Origin of the sequence: Pseudoalteromonas sp. Z1A8 (assembly GCF_011378855.1) — a bacterium.
GTDB lineage: Bacteria > Pseudomonadota > Gammaproteobacteria > Enterobacterales > Alteromonadaceae > Pseudoalteromonas.
This window is the reverse complement of the sequence record NZ_WTLB01000001.1, coordinates 116,000-131,107: the sequence shown is the minus strand read 5'-3', so window position 1 is coordinate 131,107 and position 15,108 is coordinate 116,000. Positions and strand designations below refer to the sequence as shown.

The 15,108-nt window shown below is 38.4% G+C and carries 11 protein-coding genes and 1 tRNA gene; 10 read left to right on the top strand and 2 right to left on the bottom strand.

The genetic code is table 11. From position 1 onward, the window contains the following. Positions 1 to 3 precede the first annotated feature (3 nt). Entirely contained in the window at positions 4 to 1,869 is a 1,866-nt protein-coding gene (gene sppA / locus GQR55_RS00500) for a signal peptide peptidase SppA (protein ID WP_166419049.1), read from the bottom strand. A 219-nt stretch (positions 1,870 to 2,088) separates the two neighbouring features. On the opposite strand from sppA, the gene GQR55_RS00495 reads away from it, so the two are divergent. The 7 genes from GQR55_RS00495 to GQR55_RS00465 all read left to right on the top strand — a co-directional run bounded on the left by GQR55_RS00495 (position 2,089) and on the right by GQR55_RS00465 (position 7,464). Further along, the gene (locus GQR55_RS00495; protein WP_166419048.1) at positions 2,089 to 4,050 is read left to right on the top strand and encodes an NADPH-dependent 2,4-dienoyl-CoA reductase; all 1,962 of its coding nucleotides are present in this window, start codon (positions 2,089 to 2,091) and stop codon (positions 4,048 to 4,050) included. Between the two features lie 93 nt (positions 4,051 to 4,143). Then, positions 4,144 to 4,827 carry a DoxX family protein gene (locus tag GQR55_RS00490; RefSeq protein WP_166419047.1) on the top strand — a complete coding sequence of 228 codons (684 nt, stop codon included), beginning with the start codon at positions 4,144 to 4,146 and terminating at the stop codon, positions 4,825 to 4,827. A 128-nt stretch (positions 4,828 to 4,955) separates the two neighbouring features. After that, positions 4,956 to 5,504, top strand: coding sequence for an NAD(P)H nitroreductase (locus GQR55_RS00485; RefSeq protein ID WP_166419046.1), 549 nt, complete (start codon positions 4,956 to 4,958; stop codon positions 5,502 to 5,504). A 203-nt stretch (positions 5,505 to 5,707) separates the two neighbouring features. Beyond that, positions 5,708 to 6,085: a hypothetical protein gene (locus tag GQR55_RS00480; RefSeq protein ID WP_007582705.1), complete on the top strand. Its 378-nt coding sequence runs from the start codon at positions 5,708 to 5,710 to the stop codon at positions 6,083 to 6,085. Positions 6,086 to 6,243: 158 nt separating this feature from the next. Further along, positions 6,244 to 6,334 (top strand) — tRNA-Ser (locus GQR55_RS00475). A 53-nt stretch (positions 6,335 to 6,387) separates the two neighbouring features. Continuing rightward, positions 6,388 to 6,774, top strand: coding sequence for a hypothetical protein (locus tag GQR55_RS00470; protein WP_024590139.1), 387 nt, complete (start codon positions 6,388 to 6,390; stop codon positions 6,772 to 6,774). A gap of 69 nt (positions 6,775 to 6,843) precedes the next feature. Next, the gene (locus GQR55_RS00465; RefSeq protein WP_165727452.1) at positions 6,844 to 7,464 is read left to right on the top strand and encodes an FKBP-type peptidyl-prolyl cis-trans isomerase; all 621 of its coding nucleotides are present in this window, start codon (positions 6,844 to 6,846) and stop codon (positions 7,462 to 7,464) included. Positions 7,465 to 7,832: 368 nt separating this feature from the next. Here GQR55_RS00465 and GQR55_RS00460 read toward each other — a convergent pair whose 3' ends face one another. Then, positions 7,833 to 10,202 carry a TonB-dependent receptor gene (locus GQR55_RS00460; RefSeq protein ID WP_166419045.1) on the bottom strand — a complete coding sequence of 790 codons (2,370 nt, stop codon included), beginning with the start codon at positions 10,200 to 10,202 and terminating at the stop codon, positions 7,833 to 7,835. Between the two features lie 440 nt (positions 10,203 to 10,642). Between GQR55_RS00460 and GQR55_RS00455 the strand changes: the two genes are divergently transcribed. The 3 genes from GQR55_RS00455 to GQR55_RS00445 are packed head-to-tail and all read left to right on the top strand — an operon-like array spanning position 10,643 to position 15,049. Continuing rightward, on the top strand, positions 10,643 to 12,970 hold the full coding sequence (locus tag GQR55_RS00455) for a beta-galactosidase (protein WP_166419044.1): 2,328 nt from the start codon (positions 10,643 to 10,645) through the stop codon (positions 12,968 to 12,970). After that, positions 12,957 to 13,730, top strand: coding sequence for an SMP-30/gluconolactonase/LRE family protein (locus GQR55_RS00450; protein ID WP_240916817.1), 774 nt, complete (start codon positions 12,957 to 12,959; stop codon positions 13,728 to 13,730). Before GQR55_RS00455 ends, GQR55_RS00450 begins: the two co-directional genes overlap by 14 nt. 44 nt (positions 13,731 to 13,774) lie before the next feature. Beyond that, positions 13,775 to 15,049 (top strand): transposase, encoded by a 1,275-nt coding sequence (locus GQR55_RS00445; RefSeq protein WP_346774244.1) that lies wholly within the window; start codon positions 13,775 to 13,777, stop codon positions 15,047 to 15,049. The last annotated feature ends 59 nt before the right edge of the window (positions 15,050 to 15,108 follow it).

Here is a 15,108-nt window from a genome sequence, read left to right as displayed (position 1 = left end):
CTTTTATTGTGCAACGTTACACACTAAACAGCGAGCATATACACCTTGTGGATCGTTGTAATCTTTAAGGTTTTCAACTTCAGTGCTTAATTGGTTAATAACGCTTTGCAAGTTAGCTTGCGTTGCTAACACTGATGTTTTTTGTGTTTGCAAACCAAGCATAGATTTAATAGACGCGTTACCAAAAATGTCTTGAATCATTTTTTCTTGCGGGCTTAAATCTTGTTTAATAGTTTTAACTTCATAATGATTTAGTTTAGCAAGTGCCGCAGCGGCTTCAATTGCATCTTGTTTGTCGCCTAACTTATCAACTAAACCAAGTTCTTGCGCTTGAGATGCTATCCAAACACGACCTTGGGCAATTTTATCAACTTGCTCAGGTGTCATATTTCGCGCATCAGCGACAACATTTAAAAAGCGACCGTATGCTTCTTCAACACTCATTTGAATTACTTCACCCATTTTTTCGTTAAGTGGGCGAGTGATAGAAAAACCAGCCATTTCGGTTGTTGCAACGCCATCTGAATAAACACCAATTTTAGATAAAGTCTTTTCAAATGTCATAAACGTACCAAACACACCAATTGAACCTGTAATAGTACTCGGTGCTGCCCAAATTTCGTTTGCAGCAGAAGCAATCCAATAACCACCCGATGCAGCCACAGAGCTCATAGATGCAATAACTGGCTTGCCAGCAGCTTTAAGTGCCAATACTTCTGCACGAATAACTTCAGAGGCAAACATACTACCGCCACCTGAATCAATGCGTAGTACAACCGCTTTAACTTTGTCATCAAGGCGCGCTTTACGAAGAAGGGCTGCAGTAGAGTCGCCACCAATTTCGCCGGCTTTACGCTCACCATCAACAATCGTACCTTTAGCAACAACAACAGCTACTTTTTCAGTAATAGGATTATCAAATTCAATAGGAGGTTTAACCAAGCTTAAGTATTCACGAAATGAAACTTGCTTAAACGTTTTACCGTCTTCTTGTGCGCCAACTAAATCAATTAACTGTTTGCGAACTTGTTGATTAGTTTTTAATGAGTCAACCCACTGGTGATCAAGTGCATATTTACCTGCATCGCCATCGGCAGCTTTCATTTTCTCAAGATATACGTCCATTGTTTCGTCAAAGTTTGACTCATCAAATGGGCGAACAGCGGCAACATCTTGTTTGTATTCACTCCAAAGAGCACCTAACCAAACGCGGTTAGCTTCTTTAGCTGCATCAGACATGTCGTTACGAATAAAAGGTTCTACCGCTGACTTAAATGTACCAACACGGAAAATGTGCTGCGTTACTTCAAGCTTTTCAAGGGCATCTTTAAAGTAAAGTGGGTACATGCCATAACCTTCAATACTTACGCTTCCGTATGGGTGCATAGCAATTTCATCAGCATGTGATGCAATATAATATTGTGCTTGAGTATAGTAATAACCCGATGCAATTACTTTTTTACCTGCTTGTTTGAATGAATCAATAGCATTAGTAATTTGCTTGAGCTTATTTAAATGCGCTTTAGGCATTTCTTGTAAATCAAGCAGCATCACCGTAATACGGTCGTCTTTAGTCGCTTCGTTTATTACTTCAACAATATCGTCGAGTAAAATTTCGCTTGGCGCTTCAGAACCAGAAGTAGCATCGCTAATTGCAGCTTCGACAGGATCTATATAAGTTTTTTCCTCAACAATAGGGCCATTAAGGTTAAGCCTAAGCACAGAGCCATTTTCTACAATTATTTTATCGTCGTCACTTGAAAGCGAAACGAAAAAAACGATGACCAGTAATAAAAACAGAATGTTGAGTATTAAACGGCGTGAAAAGTTGATTCCAGCCCAAATACCTTTAAATACCTTTGCTATCAAAATAGCTCCTTAATTTGGTACAGTTAATACATTAGTTCCATCTTAGCCTAGAATAAAAATAAATTTAACTGCTAAATCGTAACGAAGTGTTTATGGGATGGTATTAGCACATGTTTTTACTGCTATTTTTAATTAAATGAAGGCACATATTGCTTATTGCTTGCCATTAAAGCAGAATTAGCTAATGTATACAGGTTAGACCAGTTAACGGGGCACAGGATGTTAGAACAACAATTACAATTAAAACACACACAATTACGTAACCGCTTAGTCATGGGCTCAATGCATACGGGCCTTGAAGAAGGCTGGCATAACCGCAAGCGCTTGCGTGCTTTTTATGAAGCGCGTGCTAAAGGCGGCACTGCTATGTTAATTACGGGCGGATACAGCCCAAATTTACGTGGCAAATTAACACCTATTTCATCTTCATTTAATAGTTATTACGATGTATTTAAGCACCGCGCTTACACAGATGCTGTGCATAAACACGGCGGAAAAATTTGTTTGCAATTATTACACGCTGGACGTTATGCGTACCATCCATTCAATCAAGCACCAAGTGCAATAAAAGCACCTATTAATCCTTATAAACCTAAAGCGATGTCGCTTGGCTCGATTAAAAAAACGATTAAAGACTTTGCGCACTCTGCCTATATGGCTGAAAAAGCTGGCTACGATGGCGTTGAAGTTATGGGTTCTGAAGGGTATTTGATTAATGAGTTTATGGCGCCGCACACCAATAAACGTGAAGATGAATTTGGTGGCAGCCTAGAAAATAGAATGCGACTTGCGCTTGAAATAGTTAAAGCTGTAAGAGCAAAAGTATCTGAGCAATTCTTAATCATTTTTAGATTGTCGGTTATTGATTTAATCCCAAACGGTTCAACACCAGAGGAAGTTGTCATACAAGCTACCGAGCTTGAAAAAGCGGGTGTTGATATATTTAACACAGGTATTGGTTGGCACGAAGCACGTGTACCGACTATTGCGAGTATGGTGCCGCCAGGTGCATTTAAAGAAGCATCAAAACGTTTAAAAGACGTGGTGAGCGTGCCAGTTATTGCTGTTAACCGAATTAACACGCCAGAAATTGCGAACGATATTTTAAATGCAGGCGAGGCCGATTTAATTTCAATGGCTCGCCCATTACTTGCCGATCCAGAGTTTTTTAATAAATACGCAAATAATCAATCTAAGCAAATTAATATTTGTATAGGGTGTAACCAAGGTTGTTTAGACCATGTATTTAAAAATAAACGTGCTACGTGTTTAGTTAATCCACAAGCTGCATTTGAGCTAGATTACCCGTTAGAACAAGCAACCAAAGCTAAAAATGTATTAGTAGTTGGTGCGGGTCCTGCGGGTTTATCGGCAAGTTGTTACTTAGCGCAAAAAGGGCACAAGGTCACGTTAATCGATCAAAAATCGCAAATGGGTGGTCAATTTAATTTAGCCATGCAAATACCGGGTAAAGAAGACTTTAACCATACCCTTACTTACTTTACTAATGAACTTGAGCGATTAAAAGTAACTGTAGAGCTTGGTAAAGCTTATGACGATTCAATGCTTAAAAACTATGACGATATCGTATTTGCAACTGGCGTTCGCCCACGTGAAGCATCAATTAAGTGTAGCGATGATAAGCGTGTGTTTGCTTATGATGAAGTTATACGCGGCGAAGTAGAGCTAGGTAAATCAATTGCTATTTTAGGTGCCGGTGGTATAGGTTTTGATATGGTTGCGTTTTTAAGCGAACATAAATCACAAACTATTAGCGAGTTTAAAACGCAATGGGGGATTGAGTGTGAAGCCCAACCGCATAAAGACGAACGTCAATTGTATATGTTAAAACGCAGTGCGGGTCGTTTTGGTAGCGAGCTTGGTAAAACAACGGGTTGGATACATCGTCAAGTTGCTAAGCAGCATGGCGTTAAGCAAATTGCTGATTGCCAATACCAAAGCTTTGATAAAAGCGGACTAACTATTAATGTTGCTGGTGAAACTCAAGTACTGCCAGTAGACACGGTTATTGCCTGTATTGGCCAGGTTTCTAATAACGAAGTGCTAGAAAATTACACAGATAACGCAAAGGTACATGTTATAGGCGGAGCTAAACTAGCTGCAGCTATTGATGCTAAACGCGCTATTTTTGAAGCACTTCAGGTCGCTAGAAGTATTTAACCTTTGTAAATAAATTGAAATAGTTTATCAATTCATGCGGTCTTTGCTGTTTATAGTCTATAACTTAATAAACAGTGAACACACAGGATACGCATGAACAAACTAACCAATCTTTATGATGCAATATTGGGTAAACTATCATTTTTAGATGGTTTACCTGCATTGCTATTTCGCTTGATTTTAGCCCCTGTTATGATCATTGCAGGTTATAACAAACTTGCTATAAGCGGTGAGACAGAAGGTTTCTTTGATAACTTTTTAGCATCTCCAGATGTAGTTCAATGGTTTGGTAATAATGAATGGGGTTTAGGATTACCGTTTCCTGACTTACTAGCTTTTTTAGCTGGCTGGAGTGAATTTTTAGGAGGTTGGTTTTTATTACTTGGCCTTTTAACTCGATTGGTCAGTATCCCACTTATGTTCACAATGGTTGTCGCTGCAACCTCAGTGCATTGGCATAATGGTTGGTTTGCAATAGCACCAACTAATCCAGAAACAAGTGCTGCGCTAGTGCTCGATTGGTTATCAATTCCGGGCGCTAAAGAAAGCCTTGAAAACTCACTAGAAGTACAAGACCGAATAGGTAAAACTCGTGATTTGGTTGAAGAACACGGGTTTCCTGATTATCTATACGAAAAAGGCAAACCATCTATTTTAAATAATGGTATAGAGTTTTCTGCAATATACTTTGCGATGCTCCTTAGCTTGTTTTTTATGGGGGGAGGGCGCTTTGTTAGCATCGACTACTGGTTAAAGCGAAATATTTCAAATCAATAGCACTAAACCAACTTTAAGAAAGGCCGCATAAATTCATTTTGTGCGGTCATTTTTCGTTTTAGGCTCCCAGTATTTATTTATTAAGGTTTTAAATGTTATTCTAGTATTTTGAATTTCGAGAAACTGTTATGAACGCTATCGAGCTTTTACTTACCCGCCAATCAGACTCTAAACTAACTTCGCCAGGTCCAACACCTCAGCAGCTCGACATAATTAAGCAAGCAGCATTACGCGTTCCCGATCATGGTTGTATTGCTCCATGGCAGTTTATAATTGCCGAAGGTGAAGCGCGTAATAAACTGGGTGACATTTATCATCAAAGTGCAGTTGCAGAGCAACAAACAGAAAAAGTAATTAACCGTGCTAAAGAACTTCCCCTTCGTGCACCTATGATTGTAATAGCGATTGCTAAATATCAAGAACACCTAAAAGTTCCTCGTATTGAACAAGTACAAAGTGCAGGGTGCAGTGTGCTTGCAATGCAACAAGCTGCATTTGCCCAAGGTTTAGGCGGCATTTGGCGCACAGGCTACTTTGCACAAAGTGCAGCAGTTAAAAAAGCGCTTAATCTACATGAGCAAGATGAAATAGTAGGATATTTATATATAGGTACACCAGAAGTCGATTGTAAAAAATCGCCTCGCCATAAGCCAGAACACTATTTTAGTAATTTGTGAAATAGTATGAACTTTGCGCAATTTACATAGTCATAATTCATTAAGGTTACAAAGAGTATTATTCAAAAGTTAATGGCTTGGCTGTAAGAAGCGCTTGGAAGCACTAAATTTACTAAATCTTCTTCAGTTTGTTTTTTAATCGGTTGTTTTTTGATACATTATGGAAAGTCTTAATAAAAATAACGATAAAGAAGACGAAAACTATGGGAAATTTATTTTTACGTGAAAAAGAGAATTGGCTAGCATGGTCAATTTGGGGAATCATTGGTGCTTTTGTAACACTGTATGTTGCAATGAGCACAAATGCATCACACTTTATAGCCGGTTCAGCGATGGGTATGCTTGTGTTGTTAACATGGTGGATGCACCAGTCCAAACGTTTCGACTTTGGGCGTGCATTTAAAGTATGTTGCTACGTTTTATCGCTTAGTGTGCTACCTGCTTTTATGTTTGTTGTAGTACCAAGTGATGATTTAAATCGATTCGATTTAATTTTTCAAGGCGTTACCTTTACCGCACTGAGTATATTGGCTTGTTTAATCTGCTCTTGGATTGCACGTAGACCTAAACAATATTATTAATGTGTTTAACTTTAGTCCATTAACTACACTTTTATTAAAGTGAAGAGCTTAACAAAAGAACAAAGTGGGTCTATTTTATCCAATATGTTAATATTTTATATTAATTTCTATTTAGCTCTTTACAAGTTATGTATTTAGCCATATTATTCGCGCCGTGCGGAGAGATGGCAGAGTGGTCGAATGCACCGGTCTTGAAAACCGGCATGGGTTTATAGCCCATCTAGGGTTCAAATCCCTATCTCTCCACCATTATTTAAAAAAAACCGCCTTATGGGCGGTTTTTTGCTTTGTGGAGTTTCTAAATGACTAAAGCAACAAACCTACCAACCTCGCAGAAATTAATAAAACATCTTTTATTATGGACGGTATTTGGTTACTGCTATCAAAGTGCTATTAGCTTATTAGTAAAAATGGCTATAGACGCTCAACCAGAGTATCCATTAATTACCGGTTTAATTTATGGTGTTGGTTTTAATGTTTTAGCTGCCCATCTTATTACCAAATACGATAAGCATTGGCCAGTTATTGGCTCTGTTTTTATTGGTTGTATAGGGCTGCTTGTAGTGCCATTTTTACTGTTTGGCGAATCAGGATTACTAACAATGCCTCTACTTGTTGGAATTTTATTCAGTTTGCCGCTTTGTAGTTATATTGTTGGCCTAATTAAGCTAAAACTCAGCAAAAACTAGCCCCAAACGCGGTTTATTTTGTGATAGCATAGTCGCGTCTTTTAACTAACAAAACGTGAAAAACACATTATGTCAGATAATTTTACTACAGATGCTGAAAAAGCAAGTTACGGTATTGGCTTACAAATGGGTGAGCAACTTAAGTCTAATCCTTTTGAAGGCTTAAACCTAAATTCAGTATTTGAAGGCATGAAAGATGCGTACGCTGGTAGCGCATTTCAAGTTGAGATCCCTGAGATCCAAGCTGCATTTGAAAAAATAAACGAAGAGATTCAAGCTCGTCGTGAAGAAGAGTCACAAGTACTTTCTGCAGAAGGTATTTCATTCTTAGAAGAAAACGCAAAACGTCCTGAAATCACAGTAACTGAGTCTGGTCTTCAATACGAAGTACTAGCAACTGGCGAAGGCGAAAAGCCAACAGCTGAGTCTACAGTACGTGTTGATTACCACGGTACACTTATTAACGGTACTGTGTTTGATAGCTCATACGAGCGCGGTCAACCAGCTGAATTTCCAGTTGGTGGCGTGATCAAAGGCTGGACTGAAGCATTACAAATGATGCCTGTAGGTACTAAATGGCGTATCTACGTTCCTCATGAGCTTGCTTATGGTGAACGTGGCGCAGGTGCTGCAATCGCACCTTTCTCAACGCTTGTATTTGATGTTGAGCTACACGAAATCATTTCTTAAATTAAATACATTTTAATTTAAAAGTGTAAAAAGCCGTATTCAATTTGAATACGGCTTTTTTGTGTTTGTAATTTAAGAGTTTTATACCAATTAGCTTAATTAAGTGATCTATTTTTCGCTAAGAAAATTGTGTCGATAACAAGGCAAAAATTTCGTTGTTTAGTTGTTACCACTAATTGCTTTTGCATTGCTCTACCTCCTGCATCCATGCAGTCGTATATCAGAAATTCTTAACGCAGTTAGCGTCAGGTTTAATCCTTCAAATCGATTAAGTATTACTGCGTGTTGATATTATATATTCTAAAAATAAAAAACCGCCTTAATAAAATGCGGTTTTTAAATATATAAACTAAAGAGCTTGTCAGCTATTAAAAGTAGCCACGGATACCAAAGCGGAAGTTTCTGCCAGGTAGTGGGGCTTTATCTTTAATAAATGAGCTATGCACAAAGCCTAACTCATCAGTAATGTTATCCACGTTTATATAAAGCTGTGCATCTACACTGCCTAAACCTAATTGGTAATTAGCTTGTGCATCAAATAACGTATAGCCGTCCGTTTTTGTTTCAAATGCAGTTACATCGTTTTGATCAAAGTAATGAGTACCTGTAAGCGTTAGTTGTAAGTCACCTAAATCGTACTGTAACTCAGAGCCTAATTTATTGGCAGGGATACGCGGTAAGTTGCCTTCGTCGTCTTTTAGTTTTGCACGAGTTGAGTCACCAAATACTTTAACCATAGCGCTTGGGGTTACTTGGTAATGTGCGTCAAACTCAATTCCATAAAGCTCTGCGTCTTTACTTGTAAACTGATAAACCGCAACAGCATCGTCATGTGCACCAATAGCTGATTCTAAACCATCTTCTTCATCGTAAACTAAACCTGTATTTTCTTGGAAATAAAAGTTCTTAATATCGTTATAGAAAAAGTTAACGGTGTAACCAAAATCACCGCTAAAACGTCTAAAGCTTAAATCTAGGTTTGTTGAGGTTTCTTGCTTGATATTCTCTGGCTCAAAATGTGCTTCATTACCCTCAATGTTATAACCAAGGCCAAGCTCATACGTACCTGTTGCAATGTGTAAACCATTTGATAAAAGCTCTGCAGAAAGCGGAGCTCTTTCTGAGTGAGAAATACTTGTCGCAATACTATGACCCGGCTTGTACTGCCAAATGGCACCGGCAGAGGCGCTTAAATTGGTAAAGCTTTTATTGTATCCAATAGCTTCTTCGTCGCTATGATCTATTTCTACTTCATCGTGGCTATGTTCGTGTGCCGTGATTTGGCTTTCAATTTTGTAATCTTCTACACGTGCACCAAGCTCTATTGTCACGTCGCCAAATTCACGCTCTTCTAGTAAATATAATGCGTTAGTTGTAGTTACACTCGCGGGTGTAAATGCTTCTTCACCAATTGCATCGTAGTCAGAATCGCTGTAGTGATAGCCCATCATTCCGTGCCAATCAGCAAACTTATGCTCTACATTTAAACGTGCTTCAGTCGTTTTATTTTTAAAAGTAGTACCAATTTCGCCATCTTCAATTTCGCTGTGTGAATAATCTGTATAGCCAACACGTAGGTTGATGGTTTCAATCCAGTTATTATGAAGAGCGTAACTTACAAGCCCTTGCCAGCGGTCTTGCTCTAAATGTGCGTAAACTGGCTCTTCAGCAGCTTCATCTTCATGTTCTGCATGCTCTTCTTCAGTTTCACCTTCGTGATCGTGATGATGCTCATGCCCAGGAATACCGTAATCAGTATCAATGCTACCGTAAGAAAAACCAACCGTTAGGTGCTCTCCAACATAGCTGGTACCAAAGTTGAGTGTTTCGCTATCAATAAAAGTATTTTCTACCGAGCTTTCGGTTTCAACATCGCCATCATCGTCGGCAATAGTAAAGGTCGGTGTTTGGTAATCATCGCCGCTGCGCTTAGTACCATCAAAATGAAAGTTAAAGCCTTCATTACCTGTTTCAAGTTTTGCAGCTACGGTGTTTGAATTTGACACCGTATCGTGGCTGTATTCAGCAGCGCCTGTAAGCTCGTCGATATTGCTAGTAGGAATACGGTTATCAACCACGTTTACAACGCCACCAATTGCACCAGAGCCATAAAGTAGGGTGCTTGGACCACGTAATACTTCAATTTGCTCTGCAGCTAAACTATCGCTTGATGTTGCATGATCAGGGCCAATGCGTGATGCATCGCTGGCATCTAAACCGTTTTGCATAATTTTAACGCGAGGGCCATCTAAACCACGAATAATTGGGCTTGATGATACAGGGCCAAAGTAACTAGCATTTACGCCTGGTAAACCTTTAAGAGTTTCGCCAAGTGTTGGTTTAGATTTATTTCTTAATTCATCACCTGAAAGCACACTTACAGGTGAAATCATTTCTAGGCTGTTCTTATGAAGTGCAGAGGCATAAACAACCACTGTTTCAACCGATGTTGGTTTAAGTGACACAGACAGATTATTTGAAGATTCGGTAACAGCAATACGAGAGTCTATGTAGTTGTCTTTACTAATATGTAATTGGCTGTTTGCATCTATATCGATAGCAAACTCGCCTAAATCATTACTTTTAACGCTTTGGTTTTTGCCATGGACATGGATAGAGGCATTTTTAATTGGTTGATTTTTATCATCCATTACTTTACCAGTAACGGTTGCAGCCAAAGCTGATTGAGAACATAAAACAGAAAAAATAGCAGAGGAGATTAATGTTAACTTTGTCATGGATATATTGGTTCGCGGTTATTATGTTGTGATATAATATAACACCGTAAAATTAACGAATCAACAATGTTATAGTATAACTTTGTATTTTGCGTTCAAACCACTAAAAGTGCCGATAAACTGTTTGCTTTAGTATAGAAGTTAATCTGGCATTAACTCTACTTTACTGTAACAAATCTACTCGTAGTACCCTCAAAGAATATCTGCTAATGATTATGGAGAGTAGTGTTTAAGGTATTGAATTTTATGTTTTTTACCTATAATTTATATTTTTTTAATAGCTCCCTCTATTATATAGCGCTTCTAAAACACACTACATTGTTAACAGTTAATTGTTTTATATCGCCGTGTGTGTAATTATCTTGTGTAGTTTTAACGCTTTTTAGCTATCAATTATTGCTCAAAAGTACACATTTAAACACGCACAATAGTAGGCCAACATGTTTCTCAATCCTTATAGTGTAAAATTAGCATCCTCGTTTTTTTGTTTATCGGTACTTGCAGGGTGTCACAATGCGAAAGCTTCAGATCAAGATTCAACTAAAGGAGCCACTCCATTAAAAAAAGAGCATATAATTTTTGATTTTGAACAGGATAATTACAGCCAATATATAAATACAATTAATGGCTTTAGTACATTAATAAAGGAAGGTGGAAACCATAAATTAGCGGTGACATTAAAATCTAAATCTAATGTAGAAAGTGACTTTGAATTCATTAATCCAAAAGGATGGGATTGGCAAGCAACAGGAAACTTTGCCCTTGCACTTGATATACAAAACCCTGATGAGGCTTCTACTCACCTATACATAAAGACAATAGACAAGTCGGGACAATTTCAATCTCGAAGTGTTGTTGTGCCAGCAAAGTCTCAAAATACGTATTACATAGAATTAAAAGGCGCAAATTTAAATGTTAATTCAGGTATTCGCTCAAACCCACCAAGTTGGAAAAGCAGTTATACGCCAATAATCTATAGAGGCGGACAAAAAAATATCGACGTTAGCAGCATTGTAAAAATATCATTTGGAGTAAAAGGGCTACTTGACGATAAACGAATTTTAATAGACAACTTACGCCTTATAAAGCCAACTAATTTTGATACTCACTATCTTAAAGGGTTAGTTGATAAATTTGGGCAAAATGCAAAATTAGACTTTACCAATAAAGTATCTTCAACAGAGCAGCTACAAGTTATTTCTCAAAAAGAGCAAATTAACTTACAAAACTCACCAATGAAAGGACGTTCTAAATATAGTGGCTGGAAAAACGGCCCACAATTAAAGGCAACGGGATATTTTAGAACCGAAAAATACAAAGGGAAATGGAGTTTAGTCGACCCAGAAGGTTATCTGTTTTTTTCAACCGGCATTGATAACGTTCGTATGGCAAATTCTTCAACTATAACCGGTTACGATTTTGACCAAAGCTATATCAAACAGCGCGAAGCTAATGATTTAACACCAGAGGATTCTCTAGGGTTAAACCCAGCCCCAGAGGCAGCGTGGCCAACACGCTATAAAAGCTCAGCACTTAGAGCTGATATGTTTAATTGGTTACCCGAGCAAAATAACCCTTTAGCTGATAACTACGGCTACAGACGCGAAGTTCACAGTGGTGCAATTAAAAAAGGTGAAACGTTTAGCTTTTATCGCGCTAATTTAGAGCGAAAATATCAAACCCATAACAACAATGACTTAATGAAACAGTGGCAAAACACCACAGTGAAACGCATGCTTTCATGGGGCTTTACTTCTTTTGGCAATTGGATAGAAGAAGACTATTACCATACTAACCAATTACCTTACTTTGCTAATGCGTGGATCATTGGTAATTTCAAAACGGTAAGCAGTGGTAACGACTACTGGAGCCCATTACCTGACCCATTTGATCCATTATTCGTTGAGCGCGCAGATGTAACGCTTGCAAAAGTAGCCCAGCAAGTTAAAAACAGCCCTTGGTGTGTTGGTGTATTTATTGATAATGAAAAAAGCTGGGGGATGATGAATTCTGACGCCGCACGTTACGGCATTGCAATTAATACACTTAAAAATAATGCTCAAAATAGCCCGACAAAAGCGCAATTTGTTACCTTAATGAAAAATAAGTACAGCCAAATTAGCAAACTTAATAAAGCATGGAATACACGTATTGCCTCATGGGATGAGTTTGCTTCAGGCGTGACACTCACGCAGTTTAACGAGCAAACTAATATCGATTTATCAGCGATGTTATTTCATTATGCTAATCAGTATTTTGCAGTGGTTGACGCGGCTATAGCTAAACATCTTCCCAACCAGCTGAATATGGGAGCACGTTTTGCTGACTGGGGTATGACGCCTGAAATAAGAGCCGCCGCTGCCGCGCATGTAGATGTGATGAGCTACAACTATTACCGAGAGGGATTAAATGAAGATTTTTGGGCATTTTTATCTGATATAGACATGCCAAGCATTATAGGTGAATTTCATAATGGTGCGCTTGATTCTGGGCTATTAAACCCAGGCCTTATACACACTCAATCTCAGCAAGAGCGTGGTACTAAATACAAAAAATATATGAATAGCGTTATAGATAACCCATATTTTGTTGGTGCGCATTGGTTTCAATACATAGACTCTCCACTAACTGGGCGAGCATACGATGGTGAAAACTACAATGTAGGCTTTGTAAATGTAACGGACATTCCTTACAAACCGCTTGTAGATGCAGCTAAAAGCGTGAATAAATCGTTGTATGAACGCAGGTATAATAATGCAAAAAATTAAATATATACTAAGCGCTGTGTGTGTTTTCTGTTTGGGTGTATCTGCTAAGCAAAGTAACACACTTTTATTCGAGCAAGGCCCCTACAAAATATTTAATGAGCAAGCGCTTGAAGTGCTTAACTTAAATAGCCATGTTAAAACCCTCGCTTCGGGTTATGACTGGCTAGAGGGGCCGGTTTGGGTTAATCAAGGAGGATATTTATTATATTCTGATATACCTAATCATCAGGTTTATAAATATACACCAGGTAAAGGTGCAAGTTTGTACTTAGCGCATAGTGGCTATTCAAATGGTTTAATTGTAAATAAACAAAATGAGCTTGTGCTTTTGCAATCGCGCTCACGTGTTATATCAAAAATGAAGACGCCATTAAGCACGCCTAAACCACAATACCTACAAATTGTAAGTCATTATAATGGACAAAAGTTTAACAGCCCAAACGATGGCGTTTTTAACGACCAAGGCATGCTTTATTTTAGTGATCCACCCTATGGTTTACCTAATCAATTAGATGATGAAGGCAAAGAGCTTAAGTTTCAGGGGGTATATTCACTTAAAAATACAGGGGAACTTACCTTGCTAGATCGTGATCTTATTTATCCTAATGGGGTCGCATTATCAGCTGATAATAAAACCTTATATGTGGCGGCATCTAATGCTAATAAACCTGCGTGGTATCAGTATGATTTAAATGACAGCGGTGCAGTGATAAGTAAATCTTTATTTTATCTAGGAGTACTTCAACAACTTTTGCCGTAAAACACCGTTCCTTTAGGTCGGTGATATAAGGCGATAGTCGCGAAGTGACTAAATGGGTTGTTCCTTTTTTATTGACTGTATATAATAACAGTGTGATTATTCGCAAAGCTTATAAATTCCGCTTAAAAACAACACCCGATATTAACGCTAAAATGGCGCAATATGCGGGAAATTGTCGATTCTTGTGGAATAAAGCCTTAGCGATTAACTTATTTAAGTTACAGAATAAGCAAAAGATTTGCTACTACCAAGAGTTGGATTTCTTTTCCAAACTTTGGAAGAAAAGCGAGGAGTATGGCTTTTTAATACTATCGCCCGCACAAACTATCCAACAAACATTAAAACAGCTTGAACGCGCCTTTAAAGACGCATTCGATAAAAACCAACCACTCAAACGGATGCCTACTTTTAAGAAAAAAGGAGAGGTGAATAGCTTTAGTTTTCCTCAAGGCTTTAAAATCGACAAGAATGGGAAACGTATTTTTTTACCTAAAATCGGTTGGGTTAATGTTAGAAAAAGCCAAGCTATTTTAGGTAAAGCTAAAAACGTCACTGTTTCACAAAAAGGTAAGCACTGGTTTGTTTCAATCCAAGTTGAACAAGAAGTCGCACCACCTAAGCACCCATCAAACGCCATGATTGGCGGAGATTTAGGCGTGAAACGCCTAATTACCCTTTCTGATGGCAGTTTTGTGGAGCCGATAGATACCAGTAAACAGACAATCAGGATCAAACGATTACAGAAGAAACTTGCTAGAAAAGTGAAATTTTCAAGTAACTGGAAAAAATTAAAAGCAAAGATCACAACATTTCATACGAAAGTTGCCAATATTCGTCATGACAAATTACATAAGATCTCAACACAGTTGAGCAAAAGCCACGCAATCATCGTGCTAGAAGATCTTAAAATTAGAAATATGACGAAAAACAGCAAAGGCAACAGTGAGCAGTATGGAAAAATGGTAAAACAAAAATCTGGCTTAAACCGCGTCATTCTCAATCAAGGATGGGGAATGTTTAAAGAGATGCTGAAATATAAGCAGGATTGGCTCGGCGGTCAGGTTATTTTTGTTGATCCGAAACATACCAGTCAAACGTGTCCGGCGTGTGATCATCAATCAAAAGATAACCGATTAACGCAGTCTAAGTTTGAGTGTGTGAAGTGCTGTTATCAAAATAATGCGGATCATGTTGGCGCATTAAATATTTTAGCGCGAGGTCATCGCGTTCTAGCCTGTGGAGAGATTGACATTAGTCAGCTTGTTGAAGCAGGAACTTGCATTGTGAGTGATCACAAAGCCCCGATGGTTTTAAACTAATCGGAATCCCCCTCCTTTCCTGAACTTGTTCAGGCGCTTAGCGAGGTGGGGGAGGATGT